Source organism: Thermoflexus sp. (assembly GCF_042408365.1).
Taxonomy (GTDB): Bacteria; Chloroflexota; Anaerolineae; order Thermoflexales; family Thermoflexaceae; genus Thermoflexus.
In genome coordinates this window covers 1-20,918 of the sequence record NZ_JBHOQJ010000111.1, presented here as the reverse complement: position 1 = coordinate 20,918, position 20,918 = coordinate 1, and the positions used below count along the sequence as shown (strand labels likewise).

Sequence of the window (20,918 nt, the reverse complement as noted above, 5' to 3'; positions counted from 1 at the left end):
CCCAAAGCGCGGCCCTTTGGGCCGCGGGGATGGGGGAACAATCTTTCGGGGGCTGAAGGCCCCCCGCCCAGCCCCCCGAAACCCCCAATGGACAAGGAGAGCGAAGCGATCAGCCCCTCGCAACCTGCGCGGACTCCCGGTGGCGGCGGAACGCTGCCTCCAGATCCATCAACAGCGCCTGAAAGCGCTCGAACTGTCGCTCGTAGAGTGGAACCCAATCCGCCAACGGTTCGTAGACCCGCAAGGGTGCCTCCGGGACTGCCGCCGATAGATCCGGGGCAGCGCCGAGAGCGACCCGGGCCAGGGCCGCGCTCCCGATCAGCGCCGGCTCCGGGCACTCCGGGACCTCCAAGGGCATCCGGAGGATCGAGGCCAGGATCCGCATCCAGAGGGCGGAGCGAGCGCCTCCGCCCCCCACGCGAAGGCGCACAGGGGAAAGGCCGTTCTCCCGCATCGCCTCCAGGATCAGCCGCAACGCGAAAGCCGCCCCCTCCATCGCCGCCCGGACCAGATGTCCTCGCCCGTGGTGGGCCTGCAGGCCGAAGATCACCCCCGACGCCAGATGGCTGATCCCCGGGTAGCGTTCGCCAGTGAGGAACGGCAGGAAAAGCAGATCGGTGGGGCGCCCCCCCGCCTCCGCCAAGGCGTCCTGCTCCGGATATCCCAGCCCCAGCAGGACGTCCCGCAACCAGCGCAGGACGCCCCCTGCATTGTTGATCGCGCCGCCCGGGAACCAGCGCTTCCCGGCCAGATAATACGTCTGCAGGCGCATCCTCGAAGGGGAATCCAACACCGGATAGTCAGCGATCAAGCGGACCATCGCCGTAGTCCCTAGGTTCACGGCCCCGATCCCTGGCGCCGTCGCCCCCAGCCCGATCCCCACCGCCCCTCCATCATACACCCCTGCGATCACCTCCACCTCGGGCCGGAGGCCCAAGGCCGCGGCCGCCTCCGGTCGTAACCGGCCTAGACATGTTTCCGGTGGGACTACTTCCGGCAACCGGTCCTCCGTCAGCCCCACCAGCCCAAGGATCTCCGGATCCCAGCGGAGCGCCCGAACATCCATCATCTGGGTGGCCGTGGCCAGCGAAGGCTCGGTGCAGGGTTTCCCCAGAAGCCAGAGGAGAAGGTAGTCCTTCGCTCCCAGGAACCAGCGGGCTTCCCGGAAGAGCTCCGGCCAGCGAACCCGAAGCCATTCTAACTTGGCCAGCGGATACTGGAACAGCGGCGGGCAACCGGTGCGTCGGTAAATCGCCTCCGCATCCATCCGGGCCAGCAGCCCGGGGAAGGTCTCCTGCGGCCGTGTGTCCAGGAGCGTCATCAACCCCATCAAAGGCCGCCCCGCCCCGTCCACCGGCAGCAGGCTGAGCTGATAGGCGGAGAGAACCAGCCAGCGGACCGCGGCCGGCTCCTCGCCCACCACCTCTCGTACCGCATCCACGAACCGATCCCGTAGGACCTCTGGATCGTGCTCCGCCCGACCGGATTCGTCTCGGATGAGCGGCAGCTCTCGGGTGGCCACGCGGAGGAGCTGCCCATCCAACCCCAGCCGGCCCGCCTTCAGATACGTCGTGCCGACATCCACCGCCAGGATTTGCATTCAACCCCCTGAACTCCCTGATCGCCCCTGGAATGCCTGGGCGTGCGGAAGAACCTCCGGGTTCACCACCTCATCGGGGATCTCGCCCCGCAACACCCGCTCCACGTCAGCGATCACCTTCTCGCCCATCCGGCGAAGCGTTTCGTGGGTGTAAGCCGCAATGTGGGGTACAACCAGCACATTAGGGAAACGTAAGAGGGGATGATCCGGGCCGATGGGCTCTCCCTCCACCACATCCAGGGCGGCCCCGGCCACGCGACCGGAGGCCAGCGCGGCGAGGAGCGCGGCCTCGTCGATGAGCTCCCCCCGGGCGGTGTTCACCAGAAGCACGCCGGGCTTCATCTTCGCGAACTCCTCGTGGGAGAGCATATGGAAGTTCTCCTCGGTGAGGGCAGCGTGGAGGGAGATGACGTCGGCCTCGCGGAGCAAAGTCTCCAGGTCCACCGGCTCCGCCCCCGCCTCCCGCACGGCCTCCGGCGACACGCCCGGGTCGAAGGCCAGGACCCGGGCGTGGAACCCGCAGGCGAGGATCTCCCCGACCCGGCTCCCGATGTTGCCGAACCCGATCAGGCCCACCGTCTTGCCTCGAAGCTCCCACCCCACGAAGGCCGCCCGCTCCGCCCAGCGCCCTTCCCGCACCGCCGTCGCGGCCTCCGGGATGCGCCGGAGGAGCGTCAGCAGCAGCGCCACGGTCATTTCCGCCACCGCGTCCCGCTCCATCCACGGGGTCACCCGGGTGACCAGGACCCCGTGGGCGGTCGCCGAGGGCAGATGGATGTTGTCCACCCCGATGCCGTGGCGGGCGATCAACCAAGTCTCATCCTTCCAGGCGAAGAACTCAGGGCCGAAGCGCGGGCTCACGCTGACGATGAGAATCGGGAAGCCCTGCAACGCCTCCGCCAGGGCGCGGCCTTCGATGTCCGGAGGGAACATGAACCGCCGCACCTCGCCCAGCGCGGCCAGCCGATCGATGTGCTCTGGGAAATAGCGGCCGAAGCTACTGGAGTTCACAATCGCAATACGCAGGCGCGTCGACGTTATCGGCATACTGCAGCATCTCCGAATAAGAGCTCCAGGTGATGTTCCAGATTCCCTGCGACCGCCGCCGCGTGTTCCGCCTCATGTTCGATCAGAACCTCCCGAATGGCTGGCCCGTAGCGATCCAGCAGCACCCCATAGGAGATATGGAAGAGCTGGCGGATCGCCCGATGGGCCAGGGCCGCCTCCGGATCGACCGGGAGCTCGGGCGGCAGATCCTCCCGGCGCAGAGCGATGGGGTAATCGCGTCGGCTCTCCTCCAGAGCGGCGCGGGCCAGCGCGTAGAGTGCAGCGAACAGATCCGGCCGACGACGCGCGACCACCCGCACCGCCTGCAGCCAGGTGGTCCCGGAGGTTTTGATATGAAAGCGACCTTCGGTGAGCGCCCTGAGGGTCCGGAAGATCCGGAACTTCTCGCTCCCCGAGTGCAGGCTTAGCCGATGCTCTCCGAGGGACCGGGCCAGCGCGTGATGGATCGCGATGGCCCGCGCGAGGCGCTCCGAATCCCCCTCATAGTCGACGGCCTTCTCCAAAATCCCGGGGAACCGGGGCGCCAGGCTCCAGAGGGTGATCCCGTGGCGCTGAAGGTAGCGGACCACGAAGCCGTGCGCCTCGGGGGAAGTCTCCTCATCCGTTTCGTCCACGGAGACCTCGAGATCGGCCTCCACGCCCATCGCCCGCAAGATCTCCGCGCCGCGGATCACCTCCCCCAGCGCCTCCTCGTACAGGCAGGCGGCCGCCACCAAGCGCCCTTCCTCCAGCTCGTAGACACCTCCCGGATAGGAGATGTGACGGCCGGCGAGCTCCGCGATCACCGACCGCGCGATAGGAGACAGCGCCTCCGGTGGTCGGGGGCCCCGGGCCAGCGCCCGGCGCAGATCGAACGTATAGAGGGAATACCCAGCCTCGGCCGCCGCGCGCAGCTGGCCTTCATCTTGGAGATGATCCGCGTCGGCCCCGAACGCGCCGGTATAACCGGCCTCCAGGACCCCCCAGGCGGCCGCGAGCAGGACATCCCGGAAATCCCGGCGGGTGCGGGCCAGCTCCCGGGGGGACTGCTGGGCCAGGATCGGGAAGACCGGGTAGCGTCGCAGGGCAGCGATCTGGGCGGCCGTCGCCATCCCCAGGCGATCCCCCGCGCCGAAGGAGGCCAGCTGGTCGCAGCGGCGCGGGGCCAACGGGAGAATCCCCCGCAGCGCCTGATAATTGGTCCAGTCCCAGGGATACAGGCGCACCGGATGCCCATCCACTGTCAGCGGCCCCACGACAGGCAAGCTCGTCAATGGAGCGGGGTCCCCGATCCATCCGACCGCCCGCTCGTCCCGCCTTCGGGCCACGAAAATCGCCCCACCCCCTGGGATCCTCCGCAAGGAGCCTTCGATCGGCTTGAACCCATAAGGGGATAACTCCTCTGTTAACGCTTCCATCGAGAGGAACATAGGGATTACCCCCCTCGCCTCTTGTCGGGATTTCAGGTGCGGATGGCCCCTTCCTCCTTTCTCCCCCCCCACGGCCCTTTGGGCTGTGGGGAGGGGGGAGAACATTTTAGGGCAAGCCAGGGGCTAAAAGCCTCCGGCCCGCCCCTAAACCCGACGATAAAACCAACTGCGGAATTCCACTGGAGGCAGCGGACTGCCAATCAACTCGACCACAAAAAGATCGGCTGGATATCGGTAAAGGGCGCCAGGGGTATCGAATGGCTGGGGGCGGCCGTAGTTGAGGATAGCGATACGATCGGCCATGGCCATCGCTTCCACCCGGTCATGGATGACGAAAATCGTGGTGATGCCCAGTTCCTTCTGAAGGCGCTTAATTCCCACCCGGGCCATGAGGCGGAGCTCCAGATCCAGGTCGGAGAGGGGCTCGTCCAAGAGCAGCAAATCCGGTTCTTTCACCAGAGCCCGACACAAAGCCACTGCCGCCGCTGCCCTCCGGAGCGCTGGCCCGGACGCCGATCCGGCAGATCCTCGGTGTGGAGCGATTGGACGGCTTTCATGACCCGCTTACGAACCTCCTCCCGAGACATCCTACACAGTGTCAAAGGGAAGGCAATTCGTCGTAGACGCTCATAGCTTTCCCGGCTCGCCTCTTCGTTCGCAGCGAGGGGCTTCCGCGCGTGTTTTCTCCACAAGGGAAGCCTCACCCCCAACTCCGGATCGGAATCGGAGATATCGGATAGAGCCTCCGCCTTTCACTCCACCGGCGTAAATCGGCAACAGATAACGTGGCGCGAACACGAGGAACAAGGAGAGCTTGTTAAACCCGCTTCACATGGGATAGTGCAGTTCGTACAGGCTCCGCCACCCGGGCTCGAAGGGCATCTTGAGATAAGGCTCCAGCATCTCCCGTTCCCGCTCGGTCACCCCCTCCAGCGGCGGCAGCTTGCCCGGCGGGAAGGCCTCCAGGATATCCCGCACCAGCTTCTCCAGATAGTCCAACAGCTGCTCCACACCCGGCTTCGCCTTCTCCGCGCTGGCCAGGGTCGCCTTCCCCACCACACCGGGCTGATAAGCCTTCACCTCGATCGGCCGCAGGCCCACCTGGGCGTACCAGGCGATGGGCTTGCGCAACAGGTTCCCTGCCTTGTCGATGTGCTCGCTATCGGTGGGCAGAAAACTGTACGGCTCCGTGTCTACCGCATCCTCCATCCGGATGAACTCCGGGAACAGGGCCAGGCTCCAGCTGGTCTCCACCTCATCGGCGTGGATGAAATGGGTCTCGTAGGGCCCGCCCTCAGACTTGAGCCTGAAGTGATCGGGGATGGCGTGATACCAGTTGACGTTGACGATGACCGCCGGCACCTTATAGGTCTTGGCGAAACGGTGGATGGCGATGGGGATGACATATTCCTGCCCGTGGCCGTTGAGGATGATCTGCTTGCGGAAGCCCGCGTTCCAGAACCCGGCGATGATCGCCGTGAGCATCTCGATGAAAGTGTCCTCCGGCACGATAATCGTGCCCGGCATTCCCATGTGGTGATAGGGATGGGATCCAAACCAGAGGGGCTGGCTCACCGTGCACCCCGTCCGCAGGGCCACCTGCTCGGCCATGCGGGTGACCAGGAAGACGTCCTCCCCGTAGGGCGCGTGCGGGCCATGGGCCTCGGTGGCCCCCACCGGGATGATGATCAGGTCGTTCTGCTTGAGGCGCTCCATGACCTGTTTGCCGGTCATGTTCTGAAAATAGATCCCTGTCGGCCGATCCATGTGACCACCTTCCGGCGGGATCTGCCACTTGCCCATCGCAGCCTCCTCAATGAATGATTTCCTTTACTCAAGAACGTCCTTCAGCACCATCATCACCTTCACCGCCTCCCCTCGGCGCAGATGCTCCAACCCCTCTCCGAACCGGTCAAGGGGCAAGCGGTGGGTGACGAATACCTCGGGCTGGATCACGCCACGTTCCAGCATTTGAATGGCCAAGGGGAAGGTATGGCGGCCCACGTAGCTGCCCACCACCCGCAGCTCCCGGCGGGTGATCTCGTACTGAGCGATCTCCGCCCGCGCCTGGGCGTTCATGCCGAAGAGGACCACCGTCCCCCCCGGGCGGGCCAGCCGCAACGCGGTCGCCAGCAGCGACCCCACCGCGTCCACCACCACATCCGCCCCGATCCCCGTGGCCTTCCGGACCACCGCCTCCAGGTCCTCCTCCCGGGGGTTCACCACCAGATCCGCGCCGGCCCGCTGGGCGAACGACAGCCGGAAGGGCGCGATGTCCGCCGCGACGAGCGTCCCCGCTCCGCTGGCGCGGAAGATCTGAAGGAACAGCAACCCCACCGGCCCGCACCCCAGCACCACCGCGTGCTCGCCCGGGTGCAGCCGCGCCTGGAGCGTTCCCCCTACGACGGTCGAGAGCACCTCGGTGAAGATCGCCCGCTCCAGGGGCATCTCCGGGGAGATCGGGAACAGGGCTCGGGCCGGGGCGATCTCGTAAGGCGCCAATCCCCCATCGAGGAAGATCCCTAACGTGGTGAACCGCTCGCAGTGGTTGTAGAGCCCACGCTGGCAGAAGGCGCAAACGCCACAATAGAGGTTCGGGGCGATCGCCACCCGATCCCCCGGGCGCAGGTGGGTCACCGCCGGCCCGACCTCCACCACGCGGCCGATCACCTCATGCCCCAGGATGACCCCGGGGGTCGCCGGGTGGCCCGGGGGAACCTCCAGGATGTGCAGGTCGGTGCCGCAGATCCCACACGCCTCCACCTGCAGGAGCACATCGTCGGGATTCCGAAGGCGCGGCACCGGCCGCTCCTCCACCGCCCAGCGCCCCTCCCCCTGGAACACCACCGCCGGCATTCGTTCCGCCATCCTTACCTCCTCCCGCTCAGGCCGTCGCGGCGGCCGCCGGCTCCGCCTTCGGCGCCTCCCGCAGCTCCGGCTTGATGGTGATCTTCGCGTCCACCCGCTGGCTCAGCCGCTCCACCGCCGCCACGGCCTGATCCAGCGGATAGCGGGCGGTGATGATGCGGGTCATGTCGATCAGGCCGGCCGCCATCATCCGGATCACGCTGGGGAAGATGGCATCCCCGGAGTGGCCTTGGGAGCCGAAGATCTGCCCCCGGCGGACCTGCAGGGTCTCCAGATAGAGCGGCACCCGTTCGGCCGCCCGACCGATCACCACGATCCGGCCGTTGATCGCCAGCGCTTTCTCCATCTCCGGCAGCGTCTTCGTGGGGGCCCCCGCAGCCTCCACAAACACATCGGCCCCCTCCCCGCGGGTGAGCTCGCGGACGGCCTCGCTGGGAGAAACCTCCCGGGGATCGAGGGCGATATCCGCCCCCATCCGCCGGGCCATCGCACGCCGGGGCTCGCTTACATCGAAGGCGATGACCCTCCCCGCCCCCGCCGCTCGGGAGAGCGCGATGGCGGCCAGGCCGATGGGGCCGGCCCCGAAGACCACCACATAGGCCCCAGGACGGAACCCGCCCGCGCGGATGAAGAGCCCGTTGTAGGCCACGCTGGTCGGCTCCACTAAAGAGCCCGCCTCATACGCCTTATCCGCATCCCCGTAGCGCTCCGCGATGGCGTCGATCTTCCAACAGTACTTCGCTTTGACCGCCACATACTCCGCCATCGCCCCAGGCACCGTGAAGCCCAGCTCCTCCAGGTGGGTGCAGTGGTTGAAAAAGCCGCTGCGGCACGGCGCGCAAACCCCGCACCACAACATCTCCTCCGAGGTCACCATGTCCCCCGGACGCAGATCGCGCACCTCCTTCCCCACCGCCACCACTTCCCCCGAGAACTCGTGGCCTGGGATCACCGGGAATTTCACCAGCCCCGGATACAGGATGTAACCCTCCCCATCCGTTTCGTAGAAGTGCAGGTCCGAGCCGCAGACCCCGCATGCCTTCACCCGGATCACCACCTCGTCCGGGCCGGGGGTTGGATCTGGAACCTCCTGGATCGAGAAGCGGGGGTGCCGCCAGACGCTCGATCCGGTGATCGCTTTCCGGGTCTGCCGCTCCCAATCCGAGAGTAGGTAATCCGGGCGCGGATCCCAATTCGCTTCCACCACCACCGCCTTCATCGCTTTCCCTCCTCCGAAAGGGTGATACCGCCCGCGATCAGCTCGGCGACCGTCTCCGGGGAGATGTCGGCCTTGCGGAAATCCCCGATCTTACGGCCGTGGCTCAGGATGACCAGTCGGTCGGCCACCGGGTGAACGTGATAGATATTGTGGGTGATGAAGATCACCGAGAGGCCCCGCCGGCGGACCTCCTCCACATATCCCAACACTTTGCGGGTTTCTTTGATGGAGAGGGCAGAGGTAGGCTCATCGAGGATCAGCAGGCGAGCGCCGAAGTGCATGGCACGGCCGATGGCGATGGATTGCCGTTCGCCTCCCGAGAGGACGGACACCGGCTCCCATACCGAGCGGACCCGGATGCCGATCTCCTCCAGCACATGACGGGTAACCCGTTCCATCTCTTTCATATCGAGAAAAGAGAAAGGCCCAAGACGCCACACCGGCTCGCGCCCCAGGAAGAAGTTCCGGGCGATGCTCATCATCTCCACCAGCGCCAGATCCTGGTAAACGGTCTCGATGCCCAGGGCCCGGGCCTCCCGGGGGGAGCGGAAGCGGACCGGCCGCCCCTCGAAGTAGATCTCCCCCGCATCCGGCGGGTAAACGCCGGTCAGGATCTTGATCAGGGTGGACTTGCCGGCCCCGTTATCCCCCAAAAGGCCAACCACCTCCTGATAGCCCACGGCGAAATCCACCCCGGCCAGGGCCTCCACCCCGTCGAACCGTTTCACAATCCCCCGCATCTCCACCAGCCAACGCCCCTCGCTCATCGCCATGCTCCAGATCGGTGGATGCTCATCCGAATCGACGGATCCGCAGGTTGATGATCACCGCCCCGACCAGGACCAGCCCGATGAAGGCCCGATACCAGTAAGCGGGCGCGCCGGCCAGCACCAGCCCGTTGCGGACCATCCCCACGATGAGGGCGCCGAGGACCGTGCCCACCACGCTGCCGTAGCCGCCCGTGAGCAAGGTCCCACCGGTCACCGTCGCCGCGATGGCCTCCAGTTCAATCCCCTCCCCTCGTAGGGGATCCACCGAGCCGAACCGGCTGAACTGGATGATCCCCGCGAGGGCGGCCAAGACGGCCGTGAGGATGAAGCCGATCCGCTTCACCCGGGCCACCTCCACCCCCAACGCCCGGGCCGCCTGGGGGTTGCCCCCCGCCGCAAAGACAGCGTTGCCGAAGGGCGTGCGGGTGAGGACCACCGTGGCGATCAATGCGATAACCAAGAACCAGATGGCGGAAGCGTGGAAGCCCCCGGGCAGCCGCCCGGAGAGGGCGAACATCAGAAGGGATTTCTCTTCATATGCGATGGGGAAACCCCCGGTCACCGCCAGGAGCACCCCTCGCCAGAACATCATAGAACCCAGGGTGACGATGAACGACGGCAGGCGGCCGCGGGTCACCACCCAACCGTTCAGCGCCCCGATCGCCGCCGCCAACCCCAGCGCGGCCAGGAAAGCGACGAAGTGGGGGATCCCCGCCTGGGCCATCAAGGCGAAGGCCATCGCCGAGACCCCCAGGACCGAGCCCACGGAGAGATCGAACTCCCCAGCGATCATCAGCAACGTGACACCGATCGCCACCAGCCCCAGCTCGGCGGCGATCGTCATGATCCCGGCCAGGGAATCCAAGGTCAGAAAGTAGGGGGCGACGATGGCGAAGGCGAGGAAAACGGCCAGGAACCCCGCCAGCGCCCCCACCTCGGGGTATCGCCGTAGCTCCGCCAGCGAGATCGCCCGCGCTCGACGGGCCGGCGTCTGCGCTCGCGCTTCCATGGTTTGCGGATCCATCGCGGAAGCCTTCTTGCGGATAGAGCTTGTCTCAAAAACCCCTCTTTCCTGAGGGGTAAGGAGGCCGTCTCCCTACCCCCAAATCATCTTCCTCTCCCACGGTGGCCCAAAAGGCTGCGGGGAGAGGCGCGTGGCACTTCGGCGCCCGTTTTTAGGAGAAGGTTCAGGGGCGGCAAAGCTGCCGCCCCTGAATCCCCATTCGCTTCCTCAATGCTACCGGATGCCTTGCTTGATCAGCTCCTCCACCAGGCCGACGTTGTCTTTATCCACAAAGCCCGGCCCCGTCAGCACATCGTTGGCTGGCCGCAGGCCGTATTTCTTGTAAAGATAGAGCCAAGTGATCGCCATATAGCCCTGCAGGTACTGCTGCTGATCGATGGCGAACAGCGTCACCCCCTCCTTGATGGCCGACAGCGTCCCCGGGTGCAGGTCGAACGTCCCGTGGAGCACCTTGCCCACCAGGTTGTTCTCTTTCAGGAACTTCACTGCGGGGTCCGTGCCCAGTGGGCCGAGGGTGAGCAGGGCGTCCGTGTCGGGGTTGCGGGTGAAGTAAGCCTTGAGGGTCTCCACCGCCTTGGTGGGATCCGTGCCGATGTCCAGCTTCTCCACCGGCACGTTCTTCTCCTTCATCCCATCCAGGAAGCCCTGGCAGCGGGCCTCCAAGCCGACGTGGCCCACTTCGTGGATGGCACACACCGCCCGCTTCGGGGTGCGCACCGCCAGCATCCGCTGGGCGGCGCGGAGCCCGCCGAGATACTCATCCATGCCGATGTAGAACATATACGGGATGCGCTCCCCCTCCGGCCGGGGATCGGCCACGTTGATGGCCACCACTGGGATCCCTTGCTGGATCGCCCGGCGCAGCGGCTCATCGAGGGCCTTGGGGTCGGTGATGGTCACCGCCAGGCCATCCGGCTTGGCGGCGATGGCGCTGTTGAGGAGGTTCACCAGCTCTTGGATGGAGAACTTCTCGGGGCCGAAATATTTGGCCTCCACCGGATACACCTTCGCAGCGTCGTTCATCCCCCTCATCACAACACCCCAGAAGGGGTCGGCGGGGCCGCCGTGGGAAACGATGTAGAAAGTGAACTCCTTCTTGGGTGGGGCGGGCGCCGGCGTGGCCGGTGCGCAGGCCCCCAGCAGAAGACCCAGGATCAGGAAGATGGGGAACCATCGACGGATGGCGCGGGACATGGCAACCTCCTTTCAGCTGAGAGAGGAGACATTGTGGGAACATCGCCTTCCGGGGGCGGGCCGCATGAGGCGCGCTCCACCAAGCGGCAGGGCAACTGGAGGTATGGGACGGTTCGTTCCCCCTGCAGCAGATGGAGCAGCATGCTCATGGCCGTCCGCCCCATCTCATACTTGGGCTGGGCGACCGTCGTTAAAGGAGGTTCCGTGTAGGCCGCGAAGAAGATGTCATCGAAGCCGATGATCGAGAGGTCCTCGGGGACCCGCAGGCCGACCGCCCGGGCGGCCCGCAGCGCCCCGATCGCCGTCATGTCGTTGTAACAGAACACCGCCGTTGGCCGGAGTGGCGCCTCCAGCAGACGTTGGATCCCCCATTCCCCTGCCTCCGGCCGCCCGTTTCCTTCAACGATCCAGGCCGGATCCGGCGTGATCCCCGCTGCCTGCAAGGTCTCAAGGTAACCCGCCAGCCGTTTCTGATTCGAGCGAGCCATCGGCGGGCCCGCGATGTAGGCGATGCGGGTGTGGCCCAGACGTAACAGATAGGACACGGCCAGGACTGCCCCCTGATAACTGTCCGAGGCCACCGAGTAGATCAACGGCGCCTCCCGTTGATGGTTGATCAGCACAATGGGGACGCCAAGGGCTTTCAAGTGAGGAAGGTAAAGCTCACCGACCCGCGAGGATGCCACGATCACGCCTTCCACCCGGCTCTCCGCCAGCGCCCGCACCGCCGCGAGCTCCCGCTCGGGGTCCGCGTTCGAGGTGGCGAGGAACAGACGGTAACCCGCCTCCAGGGCGACCTCCTCCACACCACGGACGATCTCCGCCAGGAAAGGATCGGCCAAGGTGGTGATGACCAGGCCGATGATGCCCGTGCGGGCGGTGACCAGGCTCCGGGCCGCCGCGTTGGGCACATAACCCATCCGCGCCGCCAGCCGACGGATCCGCTCGGCCGTCTGTGGGTTCACCAAGGGGCTTCCCCGCAAGGCCCGGGAGACCGTGGAGTGGGAGACCCCCGCTTTGCGAGCGATATCCTTAATCGAAACCCGCCTGGAGGCGCGCCGGCTCATCGGAGTTCTGTTGCACACGTGTGCAATTTACCCCAATAATATCCAGGCGACTGAAACTTGTCAAGGGGCGAAGGACTTCCCAGCTTGGGGGTTACGCTATTGGGGGCGACGCCTGATCTCTCCATCGCCCACGCGGATCCCTCCTCCTTCAAGCGGGGCAGAGAAGATTGAGGAGGCGGCGAAGCCGTCACCCCGAAGCCCCTGTTCGTTCCACCGGAACCAGGACGCCGGGGTTCATCATCCCCATCGGGTCCATCGTGCGCTTTACGCTCCGAAGGACATCCATGGCGAGAGGTCCATGCTCCGCGATCAGAAACGATCGAAAATCCCGCCCTGTCCCGTGGTGATGGGTCACTGTTCCTCCACAGTCCAGAAACGTCTGAAGCGCTGTCCGCTGGAGATCCCGCCAGGCCTCCCAGAGGGCTTCCCGGGGCGGATGGGCAAAGAAGGTGAAATACAGGGCGCAACCATCCGGATAGCCGTGAGTGACCCGACACATCACGCCCCCCGCCGTTGACCATCGGTCGATCGCTTCCATCAGCCGTTCCCGGACGGCGCGCACGGTTTCCTCCACGCGAGGCCACGGCACAGCGGTCTCCACAGTATCGAGGAGCAGGCCGAAGTCGATCAGGACGTCCCGCCAGTAGGGCTGCTCGAAATAAGCTTGTTTCCAGGTCTCCACCGCCTCGATGGCTGGAACGCCCCCGGTCCGTTCGATCCAGCGCAAAGCGGAACGCCATTCGGCTTCCACCCGATGGGACTCCTCCGGATCCTCGATCTCCATACTGAGATGGAGCAGCGCGCCTGGCTCCAACGGGCGCCCGGCGAGGGCTGCGTTGATCGCCACTTCGTACTCATCGAGCAAACGGAGAACGGCCGGGGCCAGGCCGGCCTGCAGGATCCTCCGCATCGCCTCCAGACCCGCGGAGAACGCCGGGAAGCGAAATCCACCCACCTGCTTGGCGATCGGCGGCCGCACCGCCCGCACCACCGCCTCGGTGAGGAACCCAAAGGCCCCTTCGCTTCCGATCATCCACGCGCGCAAATCCGGCCCCGAAGCCGATGCGGGCACTTCCCGGGTTTCCAAGACCCCGCGAGGGGTGATGAGACGCAGGCTTTCCACGCGATGCTCGATCCTCCCCCACGCGGTGGAGAAATGCCCAGCCGCCCGGGCAGCAATCCACCCTCCCAACGTAGACATCTGGAAGGATTGGGGGTAAAGCCGGAACGCGAGGCCCTCCCCCCGCAACGCTTCCTCAAGGTCCGGCCCCCGGATCCCCGTCTGCACACGAACCCGAAGGCCGATCGGATCGATGAATCGGATTCGGTTCATCCGGGTGAGATCGACCGCGATCGCTCCATGGAACCCCGGGGGAACCTCAGGCTCCACCCCGCCAACCACCGAGGTCCCACCCCCGTAAGGGATCAGGGCGATGGAACGGCGTTCGGCGACCTCGAGAAGGCGAAGGAGATCATCTTCATCCTCTGGATAAGCGACGACATCCGGGAACCGGAGATCTCGCCCCGTCCGCAACCGCACCAGATCCCCGAAACTGCGCCCGGCCGCATGCAGCGCCCGCTCATAGGGCGTGGTCAAGAGGGAACCTTTAAAGCCTGGGATCTCGAGGGAAAGGCGAGGGGGAGGGATCGAAAGGGACTCCAGGGGGACAGGCGGACGATGATCCTCCGGGGAGATCCGCAGCCAGGGCCCGATCTCTTTTAACCAACGGGCGATCCGCTCCGCTGGGATCCCCTCCCCTTCATAACCCCATCCATTCCATTTGCGAAGCCGATCCGGCATGCCGCTGCTCCTGCGGGAGGATGAATCCATCGATAGCGGGCCGAGCGTCTCATCCCTCCGCCCACGGCCTCCGCTTTTGAGCGACGCCCTTGGGACCCCGTATGGCCCGCCAGAGCGATCGGGGGATAGGGGTCGGCCACCTGGCTGTCCGTTTCCATACTCCTTCCCCGGCATGGCGATCCGAGGGCGACAACGGCCGGTGATTCCCGAAGGCGTAGACGAAGGGAAGCGACCGGATCGGCCGTCCGGCCCATACGTGCGCCTCCGCCCACAGGTATTTCAACAACAACGGGAAGACCCCCTCCTCCTCCACTCGACGGGTGGAGACCGGGATGCGAACCGTGGTGAGCACCCCGAACCGGCCGTGATGAGACGCCCGTCGCACGTAATCATGGTCTTCCGCCAGCAAGAGCGTTTCATCGAATCCCCCAATGGCCTCATGGAGCTCCCGGCGGATCAGGATGCAGAAGCCGGGGGCGCGGGGGGAGACCCATTGCAACGCCAGAAGGTATCCGTTGGCCACCTCGTGGAACACCCGGTCCGCCGGCCGCAGGCTCAGGGGCTCCATCAGGCAGGTGGCGACATCCAAACGCCGGGCTTCCATCTCGCCCAGCGCCTTTTCCAGGAAATCCGGCCGGGGGACGACATCCGCGTCCAGGAACACCAGCCATGTCCCCCGAGCGATCCGCGCCCCGGCGTTCCGGCCAACAGCCGGCCGCCCTCCGGGCACCACCTGCGCGCCCCAGGCCCGAGCGATCTCCGGCGTCCCATCCGTCGAGCCGGCATCCGCGACGATCACTTCATCCGGCCGCCGGGTCTGACCCGCCAGCGCCTCCAGCAAGCGCGGGAGATAGGCTGCCTCGTTTAACGTGGGGATGATCACGCTGATCATCACCACTCACCTCCCCAAGGATCTGCGCCCTGGACAAAACCTTCGCTCGCAACACTCATGCCTTGTCCATTTTTAACGTTGGGGTTTTCGTGGGCCTTCGGCCCTCGGACTGGCACCCAAACGATTTTTTCTCCCCCCGGAAACGAAGGGATGGAAGAAACACTAAACGGCGATCTCCCGCAAAACCTGATGCGCGAACTGGGACAACCGGCGTCGATCCATGGGGTCCAGACGGTTCCATTGGTCCTGGAACCATCGGATCCGCGCCATCAGCGCCTGGATCTGACGGGGCTCCGGACGGCTCATGGCGAGCAGGGCGGCGCTGAGCCCAACCATGGCGCCCAGATCCAACCTCCGCCCCGGCAGCCTCAACAACGATTCCCCTCCCCCTCGCTCCAGCATCCGGAGCACCAGCATCACCCCAGCAGCCATCCGGGCCATCCCCTCGGATACCGATTCCTCTATCGGAGCGGAGATCAGCCATTGGAGAAGGAGAGAAGAATCTAACCGCGCGGACCATCCCCGGAGCTCTCGCAGCAACCGGGTTCGGGTATTTCGCCAGACCTCAGCATCCCATACCCCGCGGAGGACGCATTGAGCCTGCCGGGTTGGGCGGAAGACGACGCGGGGCCGGCCTGGGCCGGATGGGCCCTCGTATCGCCGTTCGACCAGGCCGACCCGTTCGAGCAGGGCCAGCATCTCATACGCCGTGGCCTGTCCGATGCGCATGGCCCGGGCCACCACCCCATAGTGAAGCGGCTTGCGCCATCGCCGATACAACCGCAAGAACGCTGCTAAGAACTCCCGTTGACGACGGGTCAGCGCGCCCATCTCGGATGCCTCCCAAGGGATCCACATATTTTCCGAAAATTCCGGAAAAATTTTACCCAACAATTCGCAGGCGTGCCAACCATGTCCCTGGCCGGTGAGCCTTTAAGTGAGAGGCTCACAAGGGGAACTGCCTACTCAACCCCGTACTCGGAGAGAAAACGGAGCAGTCTCTCTAAGGGGTGTGAATGATCCGATGGCTTGGCAAGTGGAGGCAGGCCTTGCGCCTGCCCTGGGGCGCCCATAGGGACCCTTTCCCTTACGCCTCAGAAGCAACCGGAAGCGTGAACATAAACGCCGCGCCGCCTCCCGGACGATCCTCCACCCAGATCCGGCCTCCATGGGCTTCCACCGCTAGCTTGCAGAACGCCAGGCCCAGGCCGACGCCCCGCCCCTTCACCATCCCGGTCACGAACGGCTGGAAGATCCGCTCTCGCAGATCCAGCGGCACACCGGGTCCGGAATCGGCGATCATCACCTTCACCCACGGCGTCCCGTCCTCCCACTCCAGGGCCGCCCGGATCCAGATCTCGCCGCCCGAGGGCGTGAACTTGATGGCGTTGTCCAGCAGGTTCTGGAAGATCCGGACGAGCAGGAGCTCATCGCCCCAAACCGGCGGCAACCCCTCGGGGATGTCCACCAGCACCTCGAGGGCTTTCTCGCGAATCAATATGGAAAGTTCCCGCAGGATGCCAGCTGCCAGCTCGGAGAGGGAGATCGCCTTCGGTTGCAGGATCGCCTCCCCGGATTGCAAGTGACGCAATTCCAAGATCGTGTTCACCATCCGCAGCATGCGCCCGATGTTATCTCGGGCGATGGTCAGCACCTCCCGCTGCTCCGGCAGCAATGAGCCTAGCCCCTCGCTAAGCAGAAACTCCAACGCCGTATGAACCGAGGCCGCTGGGTTCCGCAGGTCGTGGACCACCATGTGGAGCAGCTCTTCCCGCAGCCGCTCCAGGTTACGGACCAGCGTCTGATCATAGATCATGGCCAGCCAACCCGCCACGGCGCCATCGCCCCAAATGGGAAGCACCCGGATTTGCAGGCTGCGGGTCTCGGTTTCCAGCTCCACCGTTCGAGGCGTCGAAGGATCCCGACGCAGTTCCTGGAGATGGCGAACCAGGGTACGGGTCAGGGAGGGCCGGTGCCTTCGTAGCTGACACACAATCTCGAGAATCGATCGGCCCACCCATGCCTCGGAGTCCCCCGCCAGATCGAGGAGATGAACGGCGGCCCGGTTGAGCTCCATCACACGCCCGCTGGTTTCGATCAGCAGGATCCCATCCACGGCAGCATCGATCAGGGTCCGCAGCCGGCTCCGCTCCGCCGTCAGGATATCCAGCAGCCGGGCGTTCTCCAGCGCCACCGCCGCGTGATTGGTAATGGTTTGGCTCAGGGCGATCTGATCCAGTGAGAACCCATGATCCCCCCGTGGATCCCAGACCTCCGCCAGCCCTAGCACCCGCGTTCCGATGGCCATGGGCAGGACCATGAGACGCCGCACCCCCAGCTGTTTCAACGCGGCCTCGTCCTCCGGGGCGAGGGGCAGCGATGGGGTCGATCCCTCCGATCGATCCGACTCAGGGATCCATATGGTATACGGCCTGCGCTCCAGAAGGGCAGTTTTCTGAATGGAGAGCACGGTCCCACGAACCCGATCGATCCATGCCCGGGATTCCTGAGAAGCCGTGTCAAGAGTCGTGAACTCCGAGAGGAGCTCCAACGACCCGAGCTCGGGATGGTATTGATAGAAGCGCGCATAGACACCGCCGGTGATCTCGCAGAGGAATCGGCCGAGGAGCTTCATGACCGTCCCGACATCGTGGGCGGCCAGCAAGTTGGCGCTCGCCTCATAGAGAAGCGAGACCTCGCGGATCTGCTCGGCCATGCGTTCGATCAAAACCGCGCGCTCCACAGCGAGCGCCAGGTGATCCGCCAGGGCCTGAAGCAGGGAGAGCTCTTCCTCCACGAACAGACGGGGCTCTGGATCATGAAGGCTGATGAGGCCCATGGGATGGGAGGCGACCCGAAGAGGGACACCCACCCAGGCGCGGGTTCCTTCAAGCGAAGGAAGGACCTCAGGGGCCTCCCGGGGGAGATCGTTGTAAACGGTGATCCGATCCGCAAGGAAGGCGGATCCAACGATGCCCTCTCCCTGTCGGCATTCCGCCAGCTGCGGCAGGCGATCCTCTGGGATCCCGACTGCTCCGCGAAGGCGCAAGCAATTTCGCCCCTCATCCCACAGGTAGATCTCCCCCATCCGCATGCCCATTACCTGCAGCGCCTGGTTCAGGCCGGTGCGCAGGATCCCCTCCAGATCGTTCGCCTGAAGGATCGCCGTCATCACCTGATTCAGGGCAGCCTCATAGCGGGCGCGGCGTTGCGTGGCTTCGAACAGATACGCGTTCGCCAGGGCCTGCGCCGCCGCGTTCGCGAACGCTTGACCGATCAGCAATTCCTCCGGCTTCAGCATCCGCTTCGTATCCCAGTAAACCGTCAGTACACCCCGGAATGGGAATTGATTGGGGGTCATGGATGAGGCCCACAGGGGAAACACAGCATAAGAACGGAACCCTTCCTGAAGAACGCGATCCCGGATCCCCTCGGCCCGAGGGTCGGTCTGCACATCGGATACATGGATCACGTTGGGGATCTCAAGCGCCCGAGCGCCAGGGACGCGACGGTAGCTCTCCAGAATCCATCGGACGTAATCCTCAGACAACCCTTCCACCCCTGCGCATGCGGCCTGCTCCCGTAGAGGTTCATAAAACCACAAACCGGCCCGGTCCGCCCCCAGAAGACGTCGCGCCGCTCGCAGGATGATTCGAGCGCGAGCCTGGAACTCCGGAGGGCTGTTCAGGACCTCTTGCAGGGCTCCCGCGATCGCCTCCCACAACCAAGTTTCCCAGCGCCGCTGCAGGGCGATCGCGACGGCATCCGCAAGGGTTTGCGCTAAACGCAGGGTTTCCTCATCGGGCGCTCGAGGCTGATCATAGTAGAGCATCAATTTGCCCATCGCCTGGCCTGCGCTCTTGATCGGAACGAAGGCTAGGGCGCGGATCCCCTCCCGGAGAACCACCTTGTGAACTTCGCCCAGCTCCAGGGCTTGCTCCACACTGGAAATCCAGAGAATCTGGGGGTCCGGATCCGAGGGGTCCCATGGCCAGTGCCCCTCCACCGCCTGTCGGTATTCCTGGGAGAGATTCCTCCATGCTTTAAAGCGGACCACGCCGTCAGGATCCCGTAGCAGGATGGCCGCCCGATCCGCTCCCAAGACCTCCAGGATGCCCTCGAGAGCCAGCGCATATAATCGGGGCAAATCGGTTGCTTGAAAGATCTCCCGGGAGATCTGCTGAAGCAGTTGCAACTGTTGAGCGTAGCGCTGAGCCCGTGCCTCAGCCGCCCGCCGCTCCACCCCAGACCACACCAGAGCGATCAGGTCCGCCACTTCCGCTGCAAAGGCGATCTCATCCGGGGTCCAGAAGCGGATCCCCCCAGTCTGCTCATGACAGATAACCCCGACCACCCGCCCGCCCTGACGGATCGGCGCGTCCAGCAGAGAGAAGATCCCCAGAGGTTCCAGATAACTCTCCCGTAGCTCCCGGGTTCGGGGATCATGGCGTGCATCCGCCGCATCCACGGCGCGACCCTTCCGCAGCGCCTCGAAGTAAGCCGGGTAGTCGGCGGCTTGCAGGATCGCCCCTTTTTGGAACACGCCCGCCGGCCATTCGACGTGGACGAGACATTCCAGCCGATCGTTCCGCTCATCCAAACGCCAGATGTTCACCCGGCTGACCTGGAGGGTTTCCGCTGCCGTCCACGCGATGCGGGCCATCGCCGTCTCTAGATCCCCGTTCTGAATCTGGGGATCCGTCGCCAGGCGAAGCAGGGCCTCCTGCTGCCGGGCGCGCCGCATGGATTGTCGTTTATAGTCCGTGATCTCGCTGGCCCGCACCAGCCACCCGACGGGCTTCCCATTCCGCTGGATGGGCTGGGCGGAGACCAGAAACCAACGCTCTTGCTCGGGATGGCGGAATTCCTCCGTTCCCCCATGGCCTTCCCGCATCCACAAGCGCAATGCATGCTGGAGTTCAGGCCACGGGGCCAATATCTCTTCCGCGGATGCCCCGACCAAGGAGGGCATGGATCGGCCCAGCCAGCGGGCCATCTGAGGGTTCACATCGACGATCCGCCCCCAGAGATCGAGGACCAATATCCCATCCGGCATCCCTTGGAGGATCAAGCCGCTGGCGATGGGGACAGGGTAGTAATAGGGGAAGATCTGGAACACCAGGCCCAGCAGCGCGGTCGCCAACCCGAGCATGGCAGCGGTCGATGCCTGCCACTCCATCGGCAGGTGCGTGTAGGAAGGATCGTCGAGGCGAAGGAGAAGACTGGCGAAGGTCAGGGCAGTGACCATGGAAAGCCCAGCGATGACCAGCAATAAAGTGCGATACGCACGGATAAAGATGGGCACCATCAACGCCAGGGCGATCAGGAAGGCCATGATGGCAAACGAGGTATGGATCCAGAACCACGGACCATAGGCGATGGCCAGCGTTCCATCGGGGCGGACATCCAGCGTGGACCAGACCAGATGATGGAGGTCATTGGTGAACGCGAGGAGAACCGTGAGAGCTGGGATCAGAAAAATGGCGACCCAGTGACGGAGGCGGACGACGGGAACCATGCCGGAATACTGCAGGGCTCCCAGCAAAAGCCAGGGGCCAATTCCAGCCACCCCCAGAACTTGAACCCGGAGCCACCGGATCCGCCAGGCCGGATCCGCCGAGGCGATGACCAAGCTCTCGCTCAGCGTCCACCAGGCCATGGCGATCAAGCCCAACGCCCAGCTCCGGGCTTCCGGCGTGCGAACCCGCCGCCAGCCGGTATAAGCCAGGATCAAACCTGCTACCCCTAGGATCCCTCCCAGGACCGCCATCCTGCTGCCCCCTTACCCTCTCCCCTACTGCCACTGCACTCCGATCGGCGATTGTTAGAGTAAAGCAACCCTTGGATTCCGTCAAACCTGGCAAAGAACGAGCCTCCACCCGCCGAAGCGCGCGTGAAAAGCTCTCCCTATCATCAGATACCAAGGGGAATCGAGAACCCGTGAGCCCTGTTCGCAAAACTCAACCGGACTTTGGGGGCGAGCCGGGAGCCAAAGGAGATCGGAAG

At 65.0% G+C, this 20,918-nt stretch carries 15 protein-coding genes; all 15 read right to left on the bottom strand.

Annotated features, from left to right (window positions below; all coding sequences use genetic code 11):
• Positions 1 to 109: 109 nt before the first annotated feature.
• Positions 110 to 1,600 (bottom strand): gluconokinase, encoded by a 1,491-nt coding sequence (locus ACFMO5_RS04920; protein ID WP_376791646.1) that lies wholly within the window; start codon positions 1,598 to 1,600, stop codon positions 110 to 112.
• Entirely contained in the window at positions 1,601 to 2,647 is a 1,047-nt protein-coding gene (locus ACFMO5_RS04915) for a D-isomer specific 2-hydroxyacid dehydrogenase family protein (RefSeq protein ID WP_376791645.1), read from the bottom strand.
• Positions 2,638 to 4,077, bottom strand: coding sequence for a tagaturonate epimerase family protein (locus ACFMO5_RS04910; RefSeq protein WP_376791644.1), 1,440 nt, complete (start codon positions 4,075 to 4,077; stop codon positions 2,638 to 2,640). Before ACFMO5_RS04910 ends, ACFMO5_RS04915 begins: the two co-directional genes overlap by 10 nt.
• Positions 4,078 to 4,221: 144 nt before the next feature.
• Positions 4,222 to 4,554 (bottom strand): hypothetical protein, encoded by a 333-nt coding sequence (locus tag ACFMO5_RS04905; RefSeq protein ID WP_376791643.1) that lies wholly within the window; start codon positions 4,552 to 4,554, stop codon positions 4,222 to 4,224.
• 351 nt (positions 4,555 to 4,905) lie between these two features.
• Complete coding sequence (gene iolN, locus ACFMO5_RS04900; protein ID WP_376791642.1) at positions 4,906 to 5,880, bottom strand: 3-dehydro-scyllo-inosose hydrolase; 975 nt, start codon at positions 5,878 to 5,880, stop codon at positions 4,906 to 4,908.
• 27 nt (positions 5,881 to 5,907) lie between these two features.
• Positions 5,908 to 6,945 (bottom strand): alcohol dehydrogenase catalytic domain-containing protein, encoded by a 1,038-nt coding sequence (locus tag ACFMO5_RS04895; protein ID WP_376791641.1) that lies wholly within the window; start codon positions 6,943 to 6,945, stop codon positions 5,908 to 5,910.
• A gap of 16 nt (positions 6,946 to 6,961) precedes the next feature.
• Entirely contained in the window at positions 6,962 to 8,164 is a 1,203-nt protein-coding gene (gene iolM, locus ACFMO5_RS04890) for a scyllo-inosose 3-dehydrogenase (protein ID WP_376791640.1), read from the bottom strand.
• On the bottom strand, positions 8,161 to 8,931 hold the full coding sequence (locus ACFMO5_RS04885) for an ATP-binding cassette domain-containing protein (RefSeq protein ID WP_376791639.1): 771 nt from the start codon (positions 8,929 to 8,931) through the stop codon (positions 8,161 to 8,163). The genes iolM and ACFMO5_RS04885 overlap by 4 nt, the downstream gene beginning before the upstream one ends.
• Before the next feature lie 25 nt (positions 8,932 to 8,956).
• The gene (locus tag ACFMO5_RS04880) at positions 8,957 to 9,958 is read right to left on the bottom strand and encodes an ABC transporter permease (RefSeq protein WP_376791638.1); all 1,002 of its coding nucleotides are present in this window, start codon (positions 9,956 to 9,958) and stop codon (positions 8,957 to 8,959) included.
• Positions 9,959 to 10,171: 213 nt separating this feature from the next.
• A complete protein-coding gene (locus ACFMO5_RS04875) occupies positions 10,172 to 11,152 on the bottom strand; it encodes a sugar ABC transporter substrate-binding protein (RefSeq protein ID WP_376791637.1) in 981 nt (326 codons plus the stop codon).
• Entirely contained in the window at positions 11,113 to 12,219 is a 1,107-nt protein-coding gene (locus ACFMO5_RS04870) for a LacI family DNA-binding transcriptional regulator (protein WP_376791636.1), read from the bottom strand. The genes ACFMO5_RS04875 and ACFMO5_RS04870 overlap by 40 nt, the downstream gene beginning before the upstream one ends.
• A gap of 187 nt (positions 12,220 to 12,406) precedes the next feature.
• Positions 12,407 to 14,020 carry an FAD-binding oxidoreductase gene (locus ACFMO5_RS04865; RefSeq protein WP_376791635.1) on the bottom strand — a complete coding sequence of 538 codons (1,614 nt, stop codon included), beginning with the start codon at positions 14,018 to 14,020 and terminating at the stop codon, positions 12,407 to 12,409.
• A gap of 49 nt (positions 14,021 to 14,069) precedes the next feature.
• Positions 14,070 to 14,912 carry a glycosyltransferase gene (locus ACFMO5_RS04860; RefSeq protein ID WP_376791634.1) on the bottom strand — a complete coding sequence of 281 codons (843 nt, stop codon included), beginning with the start codon at positions 14,910 to 14,912 and terminating at the stop codon, positions 14,070 to 14,072.
• Positions 14,913 to 15,074: 162 nt separating this feature from the next.
• Positions 15,075 to 15,743: a hypothetical protein gene (locus ACFMO5_RS04855; protein ID WP_376791633.1), complete on the bottom strand. Its 669-nt coding sequence runs from the start codon at positions 15,741 to 15,743 to the stop codon at positions 15,075 to 15,077.
• A 256-nt stretch (positions 15,744 to 15,999) separates the two neighbouring features.
• Positions 16,000 to 20,682, bottom strand: a complete 4,683-nt coding sequence (locus ACFMO5_RS04850; RefSeq protein ID WP_376791632.1) for a GAF domain-containing protein — start codon at positions 20,680 to 20,682, stop codon at positions 16,000 to 16,002.
• Positions 20,683 to 20,918: the final 236 nt, after the last annotated feature.